The 20,961-nt window shown below is 71.8% G+C and carries 17 protein-coding genes and 1 tRNA gene; 11 read left to right on the plus strand and 7 right to left on the minus strand.

The features are described 5' to 3' along the window. Positions 1–32 precede the first annotated feature (32 nt). Positions 33–806, plus strand: coding sequence for an SDR family oxidoreductase (locus ABZ624_RS16600; RefSeq protein WP_360088593.1), 774 nt, complete (start codon positions 33–35; stop codon positions 804–806). 39 nt (positions 807–845) lie between these two features. Next, positions 846–1,751: an SDR family oxidoreductase gene (locus ABZ624_RS16605; RefSeq protein WP_360088355.1), complete on the plus strand. Its 906-nt coding sequence runs from the start codon at positions 846–848 to the stop codon at positions 1,749–1,751. A 6-nt stretch (positions 1,752–1,757) separates the two neighbouring features. Here ABZ624_RS16605 and ABZ624_RS16610 read toward each other — a convergent pair whose 3' ends face one another. Next, the gene (locus ABZ624_RS16610) at positions 1,758–2,225 is read right to left on the minus strand and encodes a MarR family transcriptional regulator (protein ID WP_360088358.1); all 468 of its coding nucleotides are present in this window, start codon (positions 2,223–2,225) and stop codon (positions 1,758–1,760) included. A gap of 115 nt (positions 2,226–2,340) precedes the next feature. On the opposite strand from ABZ624_RS16610, the gene ABZ624_RS16615 reads away from it, so the two are divergent. After that, on the plus strand, positions 2,341–3,780 hold the full coding sequence (locus ABZ624_RS16615; RefSeq protein ID WP_360088361.1) for an MFS transporter: 1,440 nt from the start codon (positions 2,341–2,343) through the stop codon (positions 3,778–3,780). A gap of 47 nt (positions 3,781–3,827) precedes the next feature. Here ABZ624_RS16615 and ABZ624_RS16620 read toward each other — a convergent pair whose 3' ends face one another. Continuing rightward, the gene (locus ABZ624_RS16620; RefSeq protein WP_360088364.1) at positions 3,828–4,709 is read right to left on the minus strand and encodes a hypothetical protein; all 882 of its coding nucleotides are present in this window, start codon (positions 4,707–4,709) and stop codon (positions 3,828–3,830) included. Positions 4,710–4,768: 59 nt separating this feature from the next. Next, positions 4,769–6,526, minus strand: coding sequence for a beta-galactosidase family protein (locus tag ABZ624_RS16625; protein ID WP_360088366.1), 1,758 nt, complete (start codon positions 6,524–6,526; stop codon positions 4,769–4,771). Between the two features lie 119 nt (positions 6,527–6,645). On the opposite strand from ABZ624_RS16625, the gene ABZ624_RS16630 reads away from it, so the two are divergent. From ABZ624_RS16630 to pyk, 7 genes are all read left to right on the plus strand, one after another. Further along, on the plus strand, positions 6,646–7,563 hold the full coding sequence (locus ABZ624_RS16630; protein WP_360088369.1) for an AraC family transcriptional regulator: 918 nt from the start codon (positions 6,646–6,648) through the stop codon (positions 7,561–7,563). Between the two features lie 5 nt (positions 7,564–7,568). Further along, a complete protein-coding gene (locus ABZ624_RS16635) occupies positions 7,569–7,916 on the plus strand; it encodes a chorismate mutase (protein WP_360088372.1) in 348 nt (115 codons plus the stop codon). Between the two features lie 118 nt (positions 7,917–8,034). Further along, positions 8,035–10,584, plus strand: a complete 2,550-nt coding sequence (gene pepN, locus ABZ624_RS16640) for an aminopeptidase N (RefSeq protein ID WP_360088375.1) — start codon at positions 8,035–8,037, stop codon at positions 10,582–10,584. Between the two features lie 397 nt (positions 10,585–10,981). Continuing rightward, positions 10,982–12,358 carry an aminotransferase class V-fold PLP-dependent enzyme gene (locus ABZ624_RS16645; protein WP_360088378.1) on the plus strand — a complete coding sequence of 459 codons (1,377 nt, stop codon included), beginning with the start codon at positions 10,982–10,984 and terminating at the stop codon, positions 12,356–12,358. Beyond that, positions 12,355–13,767 carry a SidA/IucD/PvdA family monooxygenase gene (locus ABZ624_RS16650; RefSeq protein WP_360088381.1) on the plus strand — a complete coding sequence of 471 codons (1,413 nt, stop codon included), beginning with the start codon at positions 12,355–12,357 and terminating at the stop codon, positions 13,765–13,767. Before ABZ624_RS16645 ends, ABZ624_RS16650 begins: the two co-directional genes overlap by 4 nt. Before the next feature lie 52 nt (positions 13,768–13,819). Then, positions 13,820–14,944: a GDSL-type esterase/lipase family protein gene (locus ABZ624_RS16655; protein WP_360088384.1), complete on the plus strand. Its 1,125-nt coding sequence runs from the start codon at positions 13,820–13,822 to the stop codon at positions 14,942–14,944. Between the two features lie 137 nt (positions 14,945–15,081). After that, positions 15,082–16,518: a pyruvate kinase gene (gene pyk, locus ABZ624_RS16660; RefSeq protein ID WP_360088387.1), complete on the plus strand. Its 1,437-nt coding sequence runs from the start codon at positions 15,082–15,084 to the stop codon at positions 16,516–16,518. Positions 16,519–16,594: 76 nt separating this feature from the next. On the opposite strand, the gene ABZ624_RS16665 is transcribed toward pyk, so the two are convergent. Then, positions 16,595–16,669: transfer RNA gene (locus ABZ624_RS16665), tRNA-Leu, on the minus strand. 99 nt (positions 16,670–16,768) lie between these two features. On the opposite strand from ABZ624_RS16665, the gene ABZ624_RS16670 reads away from it, so the two are divergent. Continuing rightward, entirely contained in the window at positions 16,769–17,422 is a 654-nt protein-coding gene (locus ABZ624_RS16670; protein ID WP_360088390.1) for a response regulator, read from the plus strand. A 55-nt stretch (positions 17,423–17,477) separates the two neighbouring features. Here the strand turns inward: ABZ624_RS16670 and ABZ624_RS16675 are convergent, their stop codons facing one another. From ABZ624_RS16675 to ABZ624_RS16685, 3 genes are read right to left on the minus strand one after another with little or no spacing between them, the layout of a single operon-like run. Then, on the minus strand, positions 17,478–18,194 hold the full coding sequence (locus tag ABZ624_RS16675) for an ABC transporter ATP-binding protein (RefSeq protein ID WP_360088393.1): 717 nt from the start codon (positions 18,192–18,194) through the stop codon (positions 17,478–17,480). Next, positions 18,191–19,159: an ABC transporter ATP-binding protein gene (locus ABZ624_RS16680; protein WP_360088396.1), complete on the minus strand. Its 969-nt coding sequence runs from the start codon at positions 19,157–19,159 to the stop codon at positions 18,191–18,193. The genes ABZ624_RS16675 and ABZ624_RS16680 overlap by 4 nt, the downstream gene beginning before the upstream one ends. Positions 19,160–19,165: 6 nt before the next feature. After that, entirely contained in the window at positions 19,166–20,956 is a 1,791-nt protein-coding gene (locus ABZ624_RS16685) for a branched-chain amino acid ABC transporter permease (protein ID WP_360088596.1), read from the minus strand. Positions 20,957–20,961 lie beyond the last annotated feature (5 nt).

Raw genomic sequence — 20,961 nt, forward strand, 5'->3', positions numbered from 1 at the left:
TGCGCAGACAAGCGGGAGAGCCTGTGGATAACTTGCCGCGCGGCAGGACCGGCGACAGGACCAGTGACAGGACCAGCGAAAGAACAGTGGTGGTCACGGGCGGCACCCGGGGGGTCGGAGCGGGGATCGCCCGGGCGTTCACCGAGACCGGCGCCCGGGTCGTGGCCTGCGCCCGCCGGCCGCCCGAACAGCCCCTGGACGGGGTCGAGTTCACCCCGCTCGATCTGCGCGACCCGCCCGCCGTCCGGGCCTTCTTCGCCGCGCTGCCCCGGCTCGACGTCCTCGTCAACAACGCGGGTGGCACGCCCTACCGGCGGCTCGCGGACGCCGACGCCGAACGGCACGCCCGGGTGGTCGAACTGAATCTGATCGCCCCGCTCACCGCCTCCCTCGCCGCCTATGAGCACCTGTGGCGCAGCCGGGGCTCGGTCGTGATGGTCGGCAGCGTCAGCGGCGGCCGGCCGTCGCCCGGTTCGGCCGCGTACGGCGCGGCCAAGGCCGGTCTCGCGAACCTGGCCGCCTCCATGGCCGTGGAGTGGGCGCCGGAGGTCCGGGTCAACACGCTCGTGGTCGGCATGGTCCGCACCGAGCTGTCGCATCTGCACTACGGCGGACCGGACGGTGTCGCCGCCGTCTCCCGCACCGTCCCGCTCGGCCGGCTGGCTGCCCCCGCCGACATCGGGGCCGCCGCCGTCTTCCTCGCCTCCGACGCGGCCGCCTACATCAGCGGAGCCAGTCTGCACGTGCACGGGGGCGGGGAGCGGCCCGCGTTCCTGGACGCCGCAACCGCCGACAGGGAGAAGTGAGATGACGGCAGGGAGAAGTGAGATGGAGGGTGAAGCGGGATGAGCGGAATCTGCGACGGCCGGGTGGTCGCCGTCACCGGAGCCGGCCGCGGGCTCGGCCGCGCGCATGCCCTGGCCTTCGCGGCCGAGGGCGCCCGGGTCGTCGTCAACGACCTGGGCGTGGGACTGGACGGGGCGCCCGGTGCGGAGAGCCCGGCCCAGGCCGTCGTCGCGGAGATCCGGGCCGCCGGCGGTGAGGCGGTCGCGCACGGCGGTGACATCGCCACAACCGAGGGCGCCGCCTCCCTGGTCCGTACCGCCCTGGACACGTACGGCCGGCTCGACACGCTCGTCAGCAACGCCGGTTTCCTGCGCGACCGGATGCTGGTCAATCTCGACGAGGACGACTGGGACGCCGTGATCCGCGTTCACCTCAAGGGGCACTTCCTGCCGCTGAAGCACGCCGCCGCGTACTGGCGGGGCGAGGCCAAGGCCGGGCGTGCCCCTCAGGCCCGGATCGTCCACACCAGCAGCGGGGCCGGTCTGCTGGGCTCGGTCGGGCAGGGCAACTACAGCGCCGCCAAGGCCGGGATCGTCGGGCTGACGCTGGTCGCGGCGGCCGAACTGGCCCGCTACGGCGTGCAGGTCAACGCCGTCGCGCCCGCCGCCCGCACCCGCATGACGGAAGGCACCTTCGCCCGGGCCATGGCGGCCCCGGCCACCGGGTTCGACGCGATGGCCCCCGAGAACGTCTCCCCGCTGGTGGTCTGGCTGGGCTCGGCCGCGAGCGCGGGGGTCACCGGCCGGGTCTTCGAGGCGGAGGGCGGCCGGATCACCGTCATGGAGGGCTGGCGGCCCGGCCCCACCGCCGATCAGGGCGAACGCCGGACACCGGCCGAGGCGGGCGAGACGGCACGCAAGCTGCTGGCCGCGGCCGAGCCGCCGGGGCCGGTGTACGGGGCGTAGGGCGTCCTACGACGTCAGGCGGGCGGCGGCCGCGCGCTGCCGCTCACTCATCACGGACAGGAAGCGGATCACCGTCTGCAGCTCCGCCGTGCTGAACTCCTCGCACGCCTCGACGATGTCCCGCGCCCAGTCCTCGAAGAACACGGCCAGCTCGGCGAGCTTGTCCTCGTTCAGTTCGACCAGCACCCGGCGCTTGTCCGTCGGGTGCTTGACCCTGCGCACAAAGCCCTTGGCCTCCAGCCGGTCGAGCAGCCCCGTGACGGACGCGGGGGCGAGTCCGGTCAGCTCGGCGAGGTCCTTCGCGGTGAGCGGGCCGTGCCTCTGGAGGAGGTCGAGGGTCTTCTCCTCCGTGGCGTTCAGCCCCTGCTTGGCGGCGACGGCCGAGTGGAACATGACCGTGACCCCGCTGTGGACCCGGCCCACGTCCATGAGCTGCTGCAGTGTCTCGGCGCGCTTCTCGTCTCCCTCGGTCATGGGACCAGATTAACAAATATTTCGTTCGCCCGAACTAAGGACTTGTCATCGAGCCCGCTCCGGTGCAAGTATTTCGTTAGGTCGAACGAAATAAATCTGGAGCAGGGAGACTTCCGTGTCCACGACCCTCAGCACACCACCGTCCACCACGGCGGAGCCGTACCCGCGCCGCTGGGCCGCAGCCGTCGTGATGATGATCGCGGCGCTCATGGACCTGCTGGACACCACGATCGTCAACGTGGCCGTGCCGTCCATCAGCCGTGATCTGCACGCCTCGGCGAGCGACCTGCAATGGGTCGTCTCCGCCTACCTGCTGGGCTTCGCCGCCGCCCTGATCGTCTCCGGCCACCTCGGCGACCGCATAGGCCGCCGCCCGCTCTTCCTCGCCGGCACGGCCGGTTTCGGACTGGCGAGTCTGGCCTGCGGGATCGCCCAGTCACCAGGTCAGCTGATCGCCGCCCGCGCCGTCCAGGGCGTCCTGGCGGCCGTGCTGGTGCCGCAGGTGATCGGCTCGTTCCGCACCCTCTTCCAGGGCAAGGAACGCGGGGCCGCCTTCGGGATGTACGGCGCCGTCGCCGGGTTCGCCTCCGCCGTCGGGCTGCTGCTCGGCGGGGTGCTCACGGACGCCGACCTGTTCGGCTGGGGCTGGCGCTCGGTGTTCCTGGTGAACGTACCGGTGGCCGTGGCGACCTTCGTCGGCGGGCTCCTGCTGGTCCCCTCCACGCGGGAGCGGTCGGCGGGCCGGCCGGACGTCGTGGGCAGTCTGCTGCTGGCCGGGGGTCTGGTCGCGATCGTGCTGCCGCTGGTGCAGGGCCGGGAGAACGGCTGGCCGCTGTGGGGCTGGGTCTGCCTCGGGGCGGGTGCCGTGGCCGTGGTGGGGCTCGGGATGTACGAGGCCCGACGGCACCGGCCCGGGACGGTGCCGCTGCTGCCGGCCCGCGCCTTCCGGCTCCCGGTGTTCTCGGTGGGCGTGCTCGTCCAGTTGCTGTTCTCCTTCGGCATGCAGGGCTTCTTCCTGGTCTTCGCGGTCTGGCTGCAGGCCGGCGAGGAGTACACACCGATGCAGGCCGGGCTGGTGACGGTCGCCTTCTCGGCGGGCGGTTTCCTCACCGCTCCGGCCGCGGACGGGCTCGCCGTACGGTACGGGCGGTTGGTGCTCGGTGCCGGGGCGCTGATGATGGCCGGCGGCCTCGGCTGGGTCGGGGCCGTGGCCGACGGGGCGCGGCCCGTGCACACCGGGGCGTGGCCGCTGGTGCCGGGACTGCTCGTCGCCGGGGCGGGGCTGGGGTTCCTCGTGGTGCCGCTGGTGAACGTGGTGCTGTCGGCGGTGCCGGGGGAGTTGGCCGGTGGGGCGTCCGGGATCTTCTCCACGGCTCAGCAGTTCGGGGGAGCGGTGGGCGCCGCCGCGATCGGCACGGTGTTCTTCGGGCGGGTGTCCACAGGGATGTCCGGGGCGTTGGGCGATGCGCTGCCGTGGGTGATCGGGGCGTTCGTGGTCTGCGGGGTGTTGTGCGCGGCGCTCCCCCGGCGGGGGTCGGCCGAGTACCACGGCTGACACGCCGGCCCGCCTGGGGGCGGAGCGCCCGGCTTGGTGCAGTGAACCTACGTGTCGCACTCCAGGACCGTCCGGCAAAGACCGCACCGCGCCCGTACCCGCCCCTTCACCGGTACCCGGATCCGCTGGTGGCAGGTCGGGCACGGGAAGGACACCCGGAGCCGGCCGGCGGGGTCGGGGCTGAAGGCGTAGGGGGCCGCCGGCTGGATACCGGAGGCGTGCCGGCGGTCGTGGGCGTACCGTCGGCGCCCCGCCCAGCCGGCCCCCGTCAGCGGTGGCTGCTGTTCGTCCCGGCGGGCCAGGGCCATCCCCTTGACGTACGCGTCGTAGGCCTGCGGGCTGGTGAACCACACCGAGGGATCCTCGTGGAAGAGCAGCGCCCGCTTGGCCAGGACGTAACCGAACTCCTCCGGGGTGAGATAGCCGAGCTTCTGCGAGGAGACCGCGTCTTCCCGGTAGGCGTCCAGCAGCAGCCAGCCCGCGCCCAGGTACGCCGTCACCGTGTCCGTGAGGATCTCGTTCTCCGCCGTGGTCGGGAAGGACAGGTCCAGGCGGTGCAGGTAGACATGCGCCACCTCGTGGGCGAGCGCGGCGCCGATGTCCCTGCGGTGGGTGCGGAAACGGTCGTTCAGTTCCACGAAGTACTCGGGGCCCGCCGCCAGTTCGACGTTCGCCGCGTGGGTCATCTCCCGGAAGCCGACGACCAGCCGCGCGTCCGGCAGCCGGAAGTGCCGCACGATCTCGCGGGCCACCCGCTGCGCGCCCAGATGCAGGTCGTCGGTGTCGCAGAAGGTCACGTCGGCGGGGACCACGCTGGTCGAGAACGTCTGGACGGTGGCGTAGGACAGGCGCTTGTACAGCGCGGTGATGGCGGCCCGCACCGTCTCCAGGTGCGGGTAGCCGTGCTGGACCGGTCCGCCGTTCGCCACGTCCGCACCCCCAAAGACGCCGGAAACCCCTCTCCACTGTAGGCGGGCGGGAGGGCTGGTCACACGGGCAGCAGACGGGGCGGCGCCGGGTGGTCCGAGTCCGTCTGCTGCAGCTCCAGCACCCACACCTCGTTCTCGCCCTCCCGCAGCACCGGGCCGGGGACGTACAGGGACCTCTGGGGGCCCACCGACCAGTAACGGCCCAGGTTGAAGCCGTTGATCCAGACGAAGCCACGGGTCCTGCCGGGCAGCTCCAGCCGGGCGTCGCCGGCTCCGTGGACCACGGCCGAGCCGCGGTACAGGCCCGGTGCGTCCTCCTCCGGCAGGGCGCCGAACCGCACCGTGTCCACACCCCCGTCGAACGCGCACAGATCGAGGCCACGCGCGCGTACCCCGTGCAGAAACTGCCGCTCGTGCAGGATGCCGCCGGTGATCCCCTTCGCCTCGCCGAAGCGCGGCCCGTAGTTCACCCGCCCGAGGGACTCCACCCACAGCTCCACGCGCGCGGGGCCCGCCACGGGCTCCTTCAGCCGCGGCTCCTCCTCGGTGAGCACCCCGGCCCGCTCGCCGTCGACGTACACCACCGCCAGGTCCCGCAGCCCGCGCAGGGACAGCGGGTACGGCTGCCGTGGGCCGGGCACGTCCACCTGGTAGCGCACCAGGCCCCGGGTGACGTGCAGTTCCTCGAAGGAGGGCGGCAGCGGTGCGACCGTCTCCGCGCCGCCCAGCGTCTCCAGGACGTCGCCCAAGGGCGCCCAGCCGTGGAGTGTCACGTCTGCCGGGCGGGCCAACGGGGCGGGCATGGGCGGCAGTTCGGGCAGGGGCTCCGGGTGGTACTCGGCCAGTACCTCGCGGAAGCGCCAGAACTTCTCCGTAGGGCGGCCGTACTCGTCCACTGGGGCGTCGTAGTCGTACGACGTCACATCGGGCATCAGCGGGCCCTCGTGCAGCTCGCCGCCCCGGTTGGCGCCCGACCAGCCGCCGAAACTGCTGCCGCCGTGCGCCATGTAGAGGTTCACCGACGCCCCGCACTCCAGGATCTCCCGCAGTGTCCCGGCGGCCTCCGCCGGATCCCGTACGACATGCTCGCCGGCCCAGTGGTCGAACCAGCCGCACCAGAACTCCATGCACATCAGCGGGCCCCGGGGACGGTGGCGGCGCAGTGTCCCGAAGGCCTCGCGCGCGTGGGAGCCGAAGTTCACCGTGGCGAGCACCCCGGGCAGCGAGCCGCCGGTCAGCATGTGGTCCTCGGGACCGTCCGAGGTGAACAGCGGGACCGTGACGCCCTCGGCGCGCAGCAGACCGGCCAGCTCCTCCAGATAGCCCGTGTCACTGCCGTAGCTGCCGTACTCGTTCTCGGCCTGCACCAGGATCACCGGGCCGCCGCGGTCGATCTGCCGGGGCACGATCTCGTGCATCACATGGTGGAACCAGCGCTCCACACGGGACAGATAACGTTCGTCACGCGTGCGCACGCGCGTGCCCGGCTCGCCCGTCACCCAGGGCGGCAGGCCGCCGTTCTCCCACTCGGCGCAGATGTAGGGGCCCGGCCGCACGATCGCCCACAGGCCGGCCTCCCGGACCGCGTCCAGGAACCGGCCGAGCGCCTGCACGTCCCGGTAGCCGCCCGGGACCGGCTGGTGCAGGTTCCAGGGGACATACGTCTCCACGCAGTTCAGGCCCATCGCACGCAGCATCGCCAGCCGGTGCCGCCAGTGCTCCTCGTGCACCCGGAAGTAGTGCAGCGCCCCGGACAGCAGCCGCAGCGGACGCCCGTCCAGCAGGAAGTCGGCCTCCCCCACCGTGAACTCGCTCATGCGCCCCAGCCTCAGCCCTTCCGGCGCTCAGCACCATGGACGAAGATCGGCGCTGCTTGGACAAAAGCGCTGGGAACAGCGCCTGGCCAAAAGTCCGCACCCGTCCGGGAGGAGCGCCGATGTACCAGACCTGGATGCGGTTCTTCAGCCCCGGCCCCGCCCACCACGGCCTCGGCCTGGTCTGCCTGGGCGTCGGCCTCCAGCACGGCGCGCTGCCCACGGTCGGCCCGCGCACCCTCGACCACCACGTGGCCGTCGTGATCAGCGCGGGCGGCGGCTGGTACCGGGGCGCCGACGGCCGCCGTACGACCGTCACCGCGCCCGCCCTGCTCTGGCTCACCCCCGGTGTGCCCCACCACTACGCGCCCGATCCGCACACCGGCTGGGACGAGGGCTTCGTCGACTTCGCGGGACCCGCAACCGCCACATACACCCGACTCGGCTACATCGAGCCGGACCGGCCCGTCGTCCCGCTCTCCGACGCCTCCGGGCCCCGTGCGGTGGTCGCCCGCATCGCCCGTGCCGCCCGCCGCGGCAATCCGCTGCTGGAGGTGGAGACCGGTGCCGCCGTGCACGAACTCATCGTCGCCCTGCGCCGTGCCCGTGCCGACCTCGCCCCGGACGGCGACCAGGTGCTCGAGGCGCTCGCGCGGGACGCCTGCACACCGATGAGCGTCGCCGACCACGCGCGCGTGCACGGCATGACCCCCGCCGAGCTGCGCAGCGCCGTCCGCCGGGCCGCGGGCTGCAGCCCCAAGGACTATCTGCTGGGCATCCGCCTCGGCCGCGCCAAGGAACTCCTCGCCGCCACCGAGCTGCCCGTCGCCGCCGTCGCCCGCCGCGTCGGCTACGAGGACCCCGCGTACTTCTCCCGGCTGTTCACCCGCCGCGTGGGCCTCGCACCCGTCCGCTTCCGCGCCCAGCAGGGCCGCAGCGTCCCCGGCGGCTGGAGCGACCGCGTCCCGGATCCCGGCGATCCGCCGATGATCCACTCCCCGGACACCGCCCAGGCCTGGCCCGGCGAACCCATAGGCTGACGCCCATGACCACCAGCAACATCGGAAACGGTGACGTGGACCCCGAGGTCCGTCAGGAGCTGGAGCGGCTGCGCGACAGCATCGACAACATCGACGCGGCCGTCATCCACCTGCTCGCCGAGCGTTTCAAGGCCACCCAGCAGGTCGGCCGCCTCAAGGCGGTGCACCAGCTGCCGCCGGCCGACCCCGCTCGCGAGGGCCGCCAGATCGAGCGGCTGCGCCGCCTCGCGGAGAACGCCAAGCTCGACCCGGCCTTCGCCGAGAAGTTCCTGAACTTCATCATCGCGGAGGTGATCCGCCACCACGAGCGCATCGCCGAGGACGCCGCCAACGGACAGCAGGCGCAGGCCTGACCCTCGCACCGTGGAGCGTGCGGAGGGGTCGGGCACGGGGCCGGGGATGAGTGGGACATAAGGCGTGAAGCTGCCTACCCTCTGTGCGGTGTCAGTGGGATCAGGCAGCATGGCCTGCATGTCCGTACTCACGCGCGACGAAGCGCAGCTCCGAGCACAGCTCCTCGACGTCCACCGCTACACGGTCGAACTGGACCTCACGCCCGGGGACGAGACCTTCGACTCCCGCACCGTGATCCGGTTCACCGCGCGGTCCGCCGGGGACACGTTCGTGGAGCTGAAGCCCGCCGAGTTGCGCGCCGTCACGCTCGACGGGGAGCCCCTCGACCCCGAGCAGCTGCAGGACGGCCGGCTGGCGCTGAAGAACCTCGCCGCGGGCGCACACGAACTGCGTGTCGACGCCGCCATGCGCTACTCCCGCACCGGCGAGGGCATGCACCGCTTCACCGACCCGAGCGACGGTGAGACGTACGTCTACACGCAGCTGTTCATGGACGACGTCCAGCGCGTCTTCGCCGCCTTCGACCAGCCCGACCTGAAGGCCGTCTTCGAGGTCTCCGTCAAGGCACCCGAGGGCTGGACCGTGCTCGCCAACGGCGTCACCGAGCACCGGGGCGACGGCGTCTGGCAGGCCGCGCCCACCCCGCTGATCTCGACCTACCTCGTCGCCGTAGCCGCCGGACCCTGGCACTCGGTGCGCACCGAGCACCAGGGGCTGCCCTTCGGCATCCACTGCCGCCGCTCCCTCGCGCCCTACCTCGACACCGACGCCGACGAGATCCTCGACGTCACGCGCGCGTGCTTCGACCGCTACCACGAGAAGTTCGAGGAGCCGTATCCCTTCGACTCCTACGACCAGGCGTTCGTCCCGGAGTTCAACGCGGGCGCCATGGAGAACCCGGGCCTGGTCACCTTCCGCGACGAGTTCGTCTACCGCTCCGCCGTCACCGACACCGAGCGGCAGACCCGCGCCATGGTCATCGCGCACGAGATGGCCCATATGTGGTTCGGCGACCTCGTCACCCTCAAGTGGTGGGACGACATCTGGCTGAACGAGTCCTTCGCCGAGTACATGGGCTACCAGACCACGGCGGAGGCCACCCGTTTCACCGGCCCCTGGACCGAGTTCGGCGTCACCCGCAAGGCCTGGGGCTACGACGCCGACCAGCGGCCCACCACCCACCCGGTAGCCCCCGAGAACGTCGACGACACGGCCTCCGCGCTGCTCAACTTCGACGGCATCTCCTACGCCAAGGGCGCCTCCGCGCTGCGCCAGCTGGCCGCCTGGCTCGGCGAGAAGGACTTCCTCGCCGGTATCAACACCCACTTCGCCCGGCACAAGTTCGGCAACGCCACCCTCACCGACTTCATCGACTCCCTCGCCTCCGCCACCGACCGTGACGTGCCCGCCTGGGCCGACAGCTGGCTCCGCACCACCGGGGTGGACCGGCTCACGCCCGTCATCGCCGCAACCGACGGCAGCTGCACCCTGACCGTCGACCGCGCGGGCAGCCGCCCGCACCGCCTCACCGCCGGCCTGTACGACCACGACGTGGCCGACGAGGGCCGGCTGGTGCTGCGCCAGCGCCTCGAATTCGACGTCCCGCAGACCGTCCCGCAGCCCATCGGCAAGCGTCCCGCGCTGCTCCTGCTCAACGACAGCGACCTCACCTACGCCAAGGTCCGCTTCGACGACGCGTCCTTCGCCACCGTCCGCTCCGGCCTGTCCGGGCTGCCCGACCCGCTCACCCGCGCGGTCGTCTGGAACGCCCTGCGGGACGCCGTGCGCGACGGTGAACTGGCGCCCGCCGCCTATCTGGAGACGGCCCGCGCCCATCTCCCGCGCGAGACCGACCTGGCCCTCACCCAGGGCGTCCTTGCCTTCGCCTCCGGGCAGATCGCCGACCAGTACCTGAAGCCCGAGGACCGCCCGGCCGCCCTGTCGGCCCTCACCGCCCTCTGCCGCGACCTGCTGCGGCGCACCGAGGACGGCGACCACCCGGGCCTGCGCCTGATCGCCGTACGGCACCTGATCTCCGTGGCCGCCCACCCCGACACCATCGCCGCCTGGCTCGCCGACGGCACCGTGCCCGGCGGTCCGGAACTCGACCCCGAGCTGCGCTGGCGCATCCTCGGCCGGCTCGCCGCGCTCGGCGCCACCGACGAGGCCGCCATCGCCGCCGAGCTGGCGCGCGACCCGAGCGCCACCGGCCAGGAGGGCGCCGCCCGGTGCCGTGCCGCCCTGCCCGACCCGGACGCCAAGCGCGCGGCCTGGGAGGCGATGTTCGCCGGGGACGACCTGTCCAACTACCTCTTCACGGCCACCGCGCAGGGTTTCTGGCAGCCCGAACAGGCCGAGCTGGTAAGGGAGTACGTGCCGCGCTTCTACGCGGACGCCGTCGCCGTCAGCGCCCGGCGCGGCCCCGCCATAGCGGTCGCGGCCGGCCGCTGGGCCTTCCCGGCGCATGCCGTCGACACCGAGAACCTGCGGCTGGGCGAGGCCTGTCTGCGCGACGCCGATCCCACCCCGGCCCTGCGCCGCACCCTCGCCGACCGCCTCGACGACCTGGCCCGCGCCCTGCGGGTGCGCGGCCGGCAGGAACAGGCGGCGCAGGCGGAGACCGGGGCACAGGAGGCACGGGAGGCACGGGAGGAGCAGGCCCGGTGACCTGAGGGCGCGGCTGGTCCCTGCCGCCGTCTGCTCGCCGCGGGCCGGCCCGTGCGGGGGCTCACCCGGGTCCCGCGGTGGGCCGCCCTGCCCGACGGCGCCGACGTCGTACGGTTGCGGCGTCCACGGGCAGGCCGGCCCGTCCGGCCTGCCGGCGGCGGCCCGCGCCGACGGGGTGCGGCATGCCGCGCAGCGGGCACCGCGGGTCCGCGCCGGGACCGTCCGGGGGGCTCGCAGGACTTCGGCCGGGTCACCCGAAGCCCACCGCTTCCCCAACACGCCTTCCCTACACGGCAGTACCCACTTTCGGGTGCGATCGTCGTTCTTTCGGGACGAGCGGTGCGCTTCCCGTACAAGCTGGATACCGAAGGTCAGCTTATGAGCGGGAGGACAGCCGATGAGCGGTGCGGAACCACTGCGTACGCCGCCCCTCGCCTCGGGCCCCCACGGCCCCGCCACCCTGCGCCCCCTTCTCGGCACCGTCCTCGACGCGCTCGCGGCCGGGAGCCGGGAGCGCGGGGGACCGCTGCCCGCCGGGGGACCCGAAGCCGTCGCCGTGCGCGTGGCCGACGTCCTCGGGGACGTCCTGGCGGACCACGGCGACCCCGATGCCCTGCGCGCCCTCGTGCACGCCCTCGCGGAGGGCGCCGCCGATCCGGCCGACCCGCTGTGCGCGGCCCATCTGCACTGCCCGCCCCTCGCCGTGGCCACCGCCGCCGACCTCGCCGTGAGCGCCCTCAACCCGTCCCTGGACTCCTGGGACCAGGCCCCGGCCGCCTCCGCCCTGGAAGCCGCCGTCACCCGCGCGCTCGCCCACGCCGCAGGGCTCGCCGACGCCCTCGTCACCTCCGGCGGCACCGAGTCCAACCAGCTCGCCCTGCTGCTCGCCCGCGAGGCCCACGGCGGCAGCGTGCGGCTGGTGTGCGGGGCCAACGCCCACCACTCGCTGCCGCGCGCCGCCTGGCTGCTCGGCCTGCCCGACCCGGTCGTCGTCCCCGCGGCGGCCGGCACCCTCGACCTCGCCGCCCTCGACGAGGCCCTCACCGCGCTCTCCGGTCCGCTGCTGGTCGCCGCCACCGCCGGCACCACCGACGCCGGACTCATCGACCCGCTGCCGGAGATCGCCGGACTGTGCACCGCCCACGGCGCCCGCCTGCACATCGACGCCGCCTACGGAGGTGGCCTCCTCTTCAGCGACCGGCACCGGGAGAAGCTCGCCGGCCTGGAGGCCGCCCACACCGTCACCCTCGACCTGCACAAGCTCGGCTGGCAGCCGGTCGCCGCCGGCCTCCTCGCCGTCGCCCGCCCCGCCGAACTCGCCGTACTCCACCACCGCGCCGACTACCTGAACGCCGACGACGACACCGAGGCCGGACTCCCCGACCTGCTCGACCGCTCCCTGCGCACCACCCGCCGCCCCGACATCCTCAAGACCGCCGTCACCCTGAAGACCCTCGGCCGCAGCGGACTCGGCGCCCTGGTCGACCACGTCTGCGCCCGGGCGGCCGAGTTCGCCACGCTGGTCCGGGAACACCCCGGCTTCGAGCTGTACGACCGGCCCGTGATCAGCACGGTCCTGTTCCGGCCCGCAGGCGCCGCCGACGACACCGTGGCCGCCGTACGCCGCAGGCTGCTGCACGAGGGCCGGGCCGTCCTCGGTCGCGCCCGGCTCGACGGCCGCCTCTGGCTCAAGGCCACCCTCCTCAACCCCCACACCCGGGCGGGCGACCTGGCCCAGCTCCTGAAACTCGTGGAAGAAGGCACCCTCGCATGACCAACTCCCCACGCCACGAGCCGGCCTCCCCCCGCGACCTGGTCGGCATCGGCATCGGACCGTGCAACCTCTCCCTGGCCGCCCTCGCCCACCCGCTCGCCGAACTCGACGCCGTCTTCTACGACCAGCGCCCCGGCTTCGACTGGCACCCCGGCCTGCTCATCGAGGGTGCCACCGTCCAAGTGCCCTTCCTGGCCGACCTGGTGACCCTCGCCGACCCGACCAGCCCCTGGAGCTTCCTGAACTACCTCAGAACGCACGAACGGCTCTTCCCCTTCTACTTCGGCGAGCGCTTCCACATCCAGCGCGCCGAGTACGACGCCTACTGCCGCTGGGTCGCGCAGAGCCTGCCCGGGCTGAGCTTCGGCCACCAGGTCCACTCCGTCTGCTGGAACCCCGAACGGGACGTGTTCGAGGTCGACTTCACCCAGCTGGGCGCCGACGGCGAGGCCGAGGCCCTGGGCCGTACCTACACCCGGAACATCGTCCTCGGCGTCGGCACCGCCCCGTATGTGCCCGACGCGCTCCAGCCGCTGGTGGACGCCCCGGGCGTGCCCGTCATCCACGCCGCCGACTACCTGGACCACCGCTCCGCCCTCCTGGCCGCCGGGCACGTCACCGTCGTCGGCTCGGGCCAGTCCGGCGCCGAGGTCTTCCTCGACCTGCTGCGCCACCGCCCCGCCGGCCGCGAGAAGCTGCACTGGATCGGCCGCAGCGAGGCGTTCGCGCCGATGGAGTACTCCAAGCTCGGCCTGGAGCACTTCACGCCCGACTACACCCGCTACTTCCACGCCCTCGCCGAGCCCGTACGCGACCGGCTGGTCGCCGCCCAGGGGCAGCTGCACAAGGGCATCGACGCCGGCACCCTCGCCGCCATCCACGACGAGCTGTACCGGCGCACCCTGGACGGCGGCTGGCCCGACGCCGTCCTCACCCCCGGCGTCCGCGTCCGCACGGCGGGCCGCATCGCCACCACCAAGATCGAACTGCACCTGGAACACCTCCAGCAGGACAGCCGCTCCCGGCTGACGACCGACGCCGTCGTCCTCGCCACCGGCTACCGGGAGCGCCCCCTCGGCCGCCTGCTCGCCGGGCTCGACGCCTATGTGCGCCGTGACAGCAGCGAACGCCCACGCATCGACGAGGAGTTCCGGCTCGTCCTCGACCCCTCGGTCACCGGCTCGGTGTACGTCCAGAACGCCGAACTGCACACCCACGGCGTCGGCGCGCCCGACCTCGGCCTCGCCGCCTGGCGCGGTGCCACGATCCTCAACTCCGTCACCGGAAAGGAGCCGTACACGCTGCCCACCCGAACGGCCTTCACCACCTTCGGTCTCCAGGACTCCCGGCCCCGGGTCCCGCGCGCCCGGCAGGCACTGCAGCTCACACCGCTGGTCGACGGAAGATAAGAAACGGGCAAGGCCCGGAAGAAGGCCGGTGGCGGCGGTGTTGTCACCGACCATGACCACGACATGGATCGCCGCGCACCGTACCGCCGTCATCAATCCGCACGAGACCTTCGGTCTGTTCGAGAGCCGGGGTTTCACCGACCAGACCCTGCGGCAGTCTCTGCGGCTGGCCGGAGGAGGTGAGGCCCTGCGGATCACGCTGAGCAACCGCTACGGCAAGGAACCCCTGGAGCTCGGCGGTGCGCACCTCGCCGGAGGGGCGATCGGCACCCCGCTCACCTTCGACGGCACGCCGACCGCCACGGTCCCGCCCGGCGGGGAACTGGTCAGCGACCCGGTCGAACAGCCCGTCACCGCGGGCCAGGTCCTCGCGGTCAGCCTGTACCTGACCGGTGACACCGGCCTCACCACGTTCTCGGCGGTGCCCTACGACATCGGCTGGGCCGCCCCCGGCGACCAGCTGGCCGCCGCGCGGCTGAAGGACGCCGAAGAGGTGCCGACCGGCCACTTCGGGGTCGGCGCCGACGTCCGCGCGCCCGAGGGCACCCGGATTGCCGTCGCCTTCGGTGATTCCTGGATCGAGGGCGCGGCCACCACTCCCGGTCTCGATAACAGTTTCCCGTCCCAGCTCGGCCGCCGGCTCACCCGCGGCTGGATCGTCAACCAGGGCATCTCCGGCAACCGGCTGCTCACCGACGAGATCGGCGAACGTCTGCTCGCCCGCGTCGACCGGGACGTCCTCGCCGTGCCCGGCGTGAGCCACGTCCTGATCCACATCGGCCTCAACGACCTGGGCATGCCCGGACACATCGCGTTCCCCGAGGCCGCTCAGCCGCCCACCGCCGCCGCCTTCACCGCCGGGCTCACCGCTCTCGCCGAGCGGCTGCACGCGGCCGGGCTGACCGTCATCGGCTCCACCATCGGCCCGTACCGGGGCACGGTCCACGACGGTTACGACACCGAGGCCGGGCAGGCCGTGCGGCGCGAGATCAATGCCTGGCTGCTCGGCGGCGAGCACCCCTTCGACGGGATCGTGGACGTCGTCGCCGCCGTCGCGGACCCTGCCGAGCCGGACCGGATCCGCGAGGAGTTCAACAGCGGTGACGGCCTGCACGTCAACGACGCCGGCGCGAAGGCGATCGCCGACGCCGTGGACCTGACCCTGCTCGACCTCTAGAACACGGGCTTGGAATTTCGCTCATCGGAGCGAGTCGCCGCACAATTCAACCCTTGTCAACAAGGCTTCACTCAAAGGTCGTTGAGCGGACATACGGCCCGGAATCCCTACCCGCGGGTAAGGCCTAGGCTCGACTTATGCGCCGAGCAAAGATCGTCTGTACATTGGGGCCCGCCACCGACTCGTACGACCAGATCAAGGCACTGGTCGAGGCCGGAATGGACGTCGCCCGGTTCAACCTCAGCCATGGCACGCGCGCCGAACACGAGGAGCGGTATCAGCGCGTGCGCAAGGCGGCCGACGAAACCGGACGCAGCGTCGGAATCCTCGCCGACCTTCAGGGTCCGAAGATCCGGCTCGGCCGCTTTGCCGAAGGACCGGTACTCCTTGAACGCGGCGACACCTTCACGATCACCGTGGAGGAGGGCGTCGAGGGCGACCGGCACCAGTGCGGCACCACCTACGGCGGTCTCGCGGGCGACGTCACCCCCGGGGAGCGCGTCCTCGTGGACGACGGCAAGGTCTGTCTGGAGGTCACCGCCGTCGACGGCCCCCGCGTCCGCACCCGCGTGGTCGAGGGCGGCGTGATCTCCGACCACAAGGGTCTGAACCTCCCCGGAGCCGCCGTCTCCGTCCCCGCCCTCTCCGGGAAGGACGAGGACGACCTGCGCTGGGCGCTGCGCACCGGCTTCGACGTCATCGCCCTCTCCTTCGTCCGCACCGGTGACGACGTCAGGCCCGTGCACCGCATCATGGCCGAGGAGGGGCGCCGCCTCCCGGTGATCGCCAAGGTCGAGAAGCCGCAGGCCGTGGCCGACCTCGACGGCATCGTGGCCGCCTTCGACGGGCTGATGGTCGCGCGCGGCGACCTGGGCGTCGAGATGCCGCTGGAACAGGTGCCGATCGTGCAGAAGCGCGCGGTCAAGCTCGCCAAGCGCAACGCCAAGCCGGTCATCGTCGCCACCCAGATGCTCGACTCGATGATCGACAACTCCCGGCCGACCCGCGCCGAGGCCTCCGACGTCGCCAACGCGGTCCTCGACGGCACGGACGCGGTGATGCTGTCCGGCGAGACCAGCGTCGGCAAGTACCCGATCGAGACCGTGCGCACCATGGCGAAGATCGTCGAAGCGGCCGAGGAGGACATGCTCGCCAAGGGCCTGCCGCCGCTGACGGAGCGGAACAAGCCGCGCACCCAGGGCGGTGCGGTCGCCCGGGCCGCCGCCGAGATGGGGGACTTCCTCGGCGCGAGGTTCCTGGTGGCGTTCACCCAGTCGGGAGACACCGCCCGCCGGCTGTCCCGCTACCGCTCACCGATCCCGCTGCTCGCCTTCACCCCGGAGCCGGCCACCCGCTCCCAGCTCAGCCTCACCTGGGGTGCCGAGACGTTCCTCGGGCCGCATGTGGACTCCACCGACGCCATGGTCGACCAGGTGGACGAGCTGCTGCTGAAGTACGGCCGCTGCGAGAAGGGGGACGTCGTGGTGATCACGGCGGGTTCCCCGCCCGGTGTCTCCGGCTCGACCAACATGGTCAGGGTGCACCACATCGGCGAGGACGACAGCCCGAAGTAGGTTTTCCTACGACGGCGAAGGGCCCCTCAACGAGAGGGGCCCGCCAGAAATGCTGACCTTGGAATCCAAGGAAAAGTGCCCCGAGTCGGACTCGAACCGACACTGTACGGGTTTTGAATCCGTTGCCTGCTGCCAATTGGGCTACCGGGGCTAGCAGAATCCAAGGTTTCCCCCGACCCTCCGCGCGTCCACCATACCGTAGCTAGGTAGGCTCTTGTAAGCAGTGCCCTGCCTGGAACGAGGAGCCCCCGTGACCGCCGAGTCGCCCCAGCCCGTAGACGCGCCCGACGACGACAAGTCGCACGTGCCTCCGCTGACGACCCGTGTCGTCATCGCCGAGGACGAGGCCCTGATCCGGCTCGACCTGAAGGAGATGCTGGAGGAAGAGGGGTACAGCGTCGTCGGTGAGGCCGGGGACGGCGAGCAGGCCGTCGAGCTGGCCCGCGAGCATAAGCCGGACCTGGTCATCCTGGATGTGAAGATGCCCAAGCTGGACGGCATCTCCGCGGCCGAGAAGATCGCCGAGGAGTCCATCGCACCGGTCCTGATGCTCACCGCCTTCTCACAGCGCGACCTCGTCGAGCGCGCCCGGGACGCCGGCGCCATGGCGTACCTGGTCAAGCCGTTCAGCAAGAGCGACGTGGTCCCGGCCATCGAGATGGCCGTCTCCCGCTTCACCGAGCTGAAGCAGCTGGAGCAGGAGGTCGCCGACCTCACCCAGCGCCTGGAGACCCGCAAGCTGGTCGATCGCGCGAAGTCCATCCTGCAGACCGAGTACGGCCTGACCGAGCCGGCCGCTTTCCGCTGGATCCAGAAGACCTCCATGGACCGCCGACTGTCGATGCAGCAGGTCGCCGAGGCGGTCATCGCGGACAGCGAGGAGAAGAAGGCCAAGAAGGCCTGAGCGGTACGGCGAGGCCCGCGCCCCGGAGAAGAGGGCGCGGGCCTCGTTCGTCGGGTCAGTCTTCGCCGAGGTACGCCTTGCGGACCGACTCGTCGTGCAGCAGGTCCTGCCCCGTGCCCGACAGGACGATGTTGCCGACCTCCATGACATGACCCTGGTCGGCGAGTGAGAGCGCCGCCTGGGCGTTCTGTTCGACCAGCAGGATCGTCGTGCCCGTGGACTTCAGCTCGGCGATCGTCGCCATGATCTTCTGCATCATGATCGGCGACAGACCCATGGACGGCTCGTCCAGCATCAGCAGCTTGGGCCGGGACATCAGCGCCCTGCCCATCGCCAGCATCTGCTGCTCACCGCCGGAGAGGGTGCCCGCGGCCTGCTTGCGCCGCTCCCCGAGGATCGGGAAGAGGTCGTAGGCGCGCTGGATGTCCTTCTCGATGCCCTCCTTGTCCTTGCGGAGGAAGGCGCCGAGCTGGAGGTTCTCGGCGATGGACAGGCGCGGGAAGATGTGCCGGCCCTCCGGGGAGTGGGCGAGCCCGAAGGCGACGATCTTGTGCGCCGGGACGCCGGCGAGCGGCTTGCCGTCGAACACGACCTTCCCGGACGTGGGCTTGAGCAGCCCCGAGAGCGTGCGCAGGGTCGTTGTCTTGCCGGCGCCATTGGTGCCGATGAGGGTAACGACCTGGCCCGCCTCGACGCTGAACGAGATGCCCTTGACGGCCTCGATCTTGCCGTAGGCGACCCTGAGGTCCTCGACCTCCAGCAGTGCGGTCACTGGGCCTCTCCCTCGGTGGTGCTGGTGCTGTCCGCGTCCGCGGTGCCTTCCGCGTTGCCGGTGCTTTCCGCGGCGGCCTCGGCGGGCTCCGCTGCGTCGGACTCCTCTGCCGGCCCGGCGTTGGGTCCGGCGCCGGGCCCGGCCTCGGCGGCGGCCTCCGCCGCCTCGACCTCCGCGGCCTCCGCCTCCCCGGGGTCGCCCTCGAAGGGTTCGCCCAGGTAGGCGGCGACGACGCGCTCGTCGGCCTGGACGACCTCGGAGGTGCCCTCGACGAGCTTCTCGCCCTGCACGAGCACGGCGACCCGGTCGCACAGGTTGAAGATGAAGCGCATGTCGTGCTCGATGACGAGGACGGCGATCCCCTTGTCCCGGATGGCGAAGACCAGCTCCTCCGTCGTCCGGGTCTCCTGCGGGTTCATGCCGGCCGTCGGCTCGTCGAGCAGCAGCAGGCCCGGCTCGCTCGCCAGCGCCCGGGCGATCTCCAGCTTGCGCTGCTCGCCGTAGGGCAGATTGCGCGCCAGGTGGTCGCGCTTGGCGGCGAGGCCGACGAACTCCAGGAGTTCCATGGCCTTCGCCTCGGACTCCTTCTCGGCCTTGCGGAAGCCGGGACCGCGCAGCAGCGCGGACCACAGGCCCTCCTTGGTCCGTGTGTGGCGGCCCACGAGGACGTTCTCCAGGACGGTCATGTTGGCGAAGAGCCGGATGTTCTGGAACGTCCGGGCGATGCCCGCCTGCGTCACCAGGTGCGGCTTGGGCGGCAGCACCCGCCCCTGGTAGGCGACCGTGCCCTCGGTGGGGACGTACAGACCGGTGAGGCAGTTGAAGAAGGTGGTCTTGCCGGCGCCGTTCGGGCCGATCAGGCCGACGATCTCGCCGCTGTTGACCGTGAAGTCGACCGCCCGGACGGCGGTCAGACCGCCGAAGCGCATCGTGACGTCACGGGCTTCGAGTACAGGTGTCGTCATGGTTCCTTACGCCCCTGCCTTGGTGACGGCCGGATCGTCGGTCAGCGTCGCTTGCGCCGGTACGTCGAGCTGGCCGGTCTCGTGGAACTCCAGCTGGCGGCGGCGGTTGGCGATGATGCCCTCCGGCCTGAAGCGCATCAGCAGGATCAGCGCGATACCGAAGGCGAACAGCTCGTAGTTCTGCAGGAACTGGAGCTTCTCCGGGACCAGGTAGAGCACGCTCGCGCCGAGCAGCGGGCCGCTGACGGTGCCCATGCCGCCGAGGACGACGGCGGCCAGCAGGAAGGCCGAGTTGGGCGGGGCGGCGCCGGCGAACTGGTACGGCTGCGGGTTCACGCTGTAGTTGACGTGCGCCATCACGGTGCCGGCGAGACCCGCGAGGGAGGCGCCGAGGGCGAACGCGATCAGCTTGACGCGGAAGCCGTTGATGCCCATGGCGGTGGCGGCGGTCTCGTCCTCGCGGATGGCGATCCAGGAGCGGCCGATGCGGGAGTCGGCGGCGCGGGTGAAGACGAGCACGACGATCGCCGTGACGACGAGCATCAGGAAGAGGTAGTTGGCGAAGCGGCCGAGGGTGAATCCGGCGACGTCGTGGGCGTCGCCCAGGTTGAACCCGAAGATGTTGATGTCGGGGATCTGGGTGATGCCGTTGGGGCCCCGGGTGACGTTCGGACCGGAGTCGCCGTCCAGGCTGTTGACGGTGATGCGGAAGATCTCTCCGAAGCCGAGGGTGACGATGGCCAGGTAGTCACCGCGCAGGCGCAGCGTGGGGCCGCCGATGAGGACGCCGAAGACCAGCGAGGCGCCCATACCGGTGAGGGCCGCCGCCCAGAAGGGGAAGTGAACGGAGTACGGGGAGTACTCCGAGCCGGAGACGAGGGCGGCCGCGTAGGCGCCGACGCCCAGGAAGGCGACGTAACCGAGGTCGAGCAGACCCGTGAGACCGACGACGATGTTCAGGCCCAGGGCGACGGTGGCGAAGATGAGGATGTTGACGCCGATGTTGGCGTTGTGGTCGTCACTCTGGGTGAAGGGGAAGATCACGGCCGCGACGAAGGCCAGGGTGGTGGCGAAGCCCTTGTGGCGGGCGGACATCGTCGCGTACCGGTCGAGCAGGCCGGCGTGGACCAGCCCCCAGGCGCCGAAGGCCAGGACGAGCAGGAAGCCGATGAAGGTCTCGCTGTCGTCGTCGTTGATGCCGATGCCGTAGGTGAACACCACCAGGGCGAGAGCGGTGCCCACGGTGATGACGGCACGCTCGGCGAGCGGCGAGAGCGCGCCGTGGCGAGGCTGGTCGGGCTTGGCGAAGTAGCCGCGCAGGCCCGCGCCGGGGGCCGGGTGGGGCAGCGCGAGGGCGCCGACGACGGGCAGCGCGGAAGCGGCCATCGCCAGGAAGGCGCCGGGGTCCAGGTTCACCAGGCCGCCGAGGTCCACGGCGATCGCGATGCCGGTGAACCAGCAGACGGCGAACGCCGAGAGGGCGATCAGGAAGACCGGTGTGGTGGCCTTGCCCGGGTTCAGCCGGTCCAGCCCTCGTACGTTCCACAGGCTGATCCCGTAGAGCAGCGTGAGGGCGCCGGCCACGAGGGCGATGATCTGCAGGCCCGCCGGGTAGCCGTAGAACGTCAGGTCGCCGGGGAAGTCGGAGGTCCAGGTCCAGCTGAGGAAGGTGCTGGCGATGGTGCCGATTGCGCCGGCCACGATGAGCAGGCGGGCGGCGGCCCGGGGGAGCGGGACGGGTCCGCGTCCCGCCGGTTCCGGGGTCGTGGCGGTGGGCTCGGTGGTGGTGTCGGTCATGCTGC

It is taken from the genome of Streptomyces sp. NPDC007205, assembly GCF_040634095.1.
In the GTDB taxonomy this organism is placed as follows: domain Bacteria; phylum Actinomycetota; class Actinomycetes; order Streptomycetales; family Streptomycetaceae; genus Streptomyces.

What these genes read in the sequence shown, in the direction of transcription:
- ABZ624_RS16685 (WP_360088596.1), bottom strand. Translation starts at nt 20,956, where the DNA reads ATGACCGACACCACCACCGAGCCCACCGCCACGACCCCGGAACCGGCG.
- pyk (WP_360088387.1), top strand. Translation starts at nt 15,082, where the DNA reads ATGCGCCGAGCAAAGATCGTCTGTACATTGGGGCCCGCCACCGACTCG.
- ABZ624_RS16645 (WP_360088378.1), top strand. Translation starts at nt 10,982, where the DNA reads ATGAGCGGTGCGGAACCACTGCGTACGCCGCCCCTCGCCTCGGGCCCC.
- ABZ624_RS16605 (WP_360088355.1), top strand. Translation starts at nt 846, where the DNA reads ATGAGCGGAATCTGCGACGGCCGGGTGGTCGCCGTCACCGGAGCCGGC.
- ABZ624_RS16630 (WP_360088369.1), top strand. Translation starts at nt 6,646, where the DNA reads ATGTACCAGACCTGGATGCGGTTCTTCAGCCCCGGCCCCGCCCACCAC.
- ABZ624_RS16680 (WP_360088396.1), bottom strand. Translation starts at nt 19,159, where the DNA reads ATGACGACACCTGTACTCGAAGCCCGTGACGTCACGATGCGCTTCGGC.
- pepN (WP_360088375.1), top strand. Translation starts at nt 8,035, where the DNA reads ATGTCCGTACTCACGCGCGACGAAGCGCAGCTCCGAGCACAGCTCCTC.
- ABZ624_RS16610 (WP_360088358.1), bottom strand. Translation starts at nt 2,225, where the DNA reads ATGACCGAGGGAGACGAGAAGCGCGCCGAGACACTGCAGCAGCTCATG.
- ABZ624_RS16635 (WP_360088372.1), top strand. Translation starts at nt 7,569, where the DNA reads ATGACCACCAGCAACATCGGAAACGGTGACGTGGACCCCGAGGTCCGT.
- ABZ624_RS16625 (WP_360088366.1), bottom strand. Translation starts at nt 6,526, where the DNA reads ATGAGCGAGTTCACGGTGGGGGAGGCCGACTTCCTGCTGGACGGGCGT.
- ABZ624_RS16655 (WP_360088384.1), top strand. Translation starts at nt 13,820, where the DNA reads ATGACCACGACATGGATCGCCGCGCACCGTACCGCCGTCATCAATCCG.
- ABZ624_RS16650 (WP_360088381.1), top strand. Translation starts at nt 12,355, where the DNA reads ATGACCAACTCCCCACGCCACGAGCCGGCCTCCCCCCGCGACCTGGTC.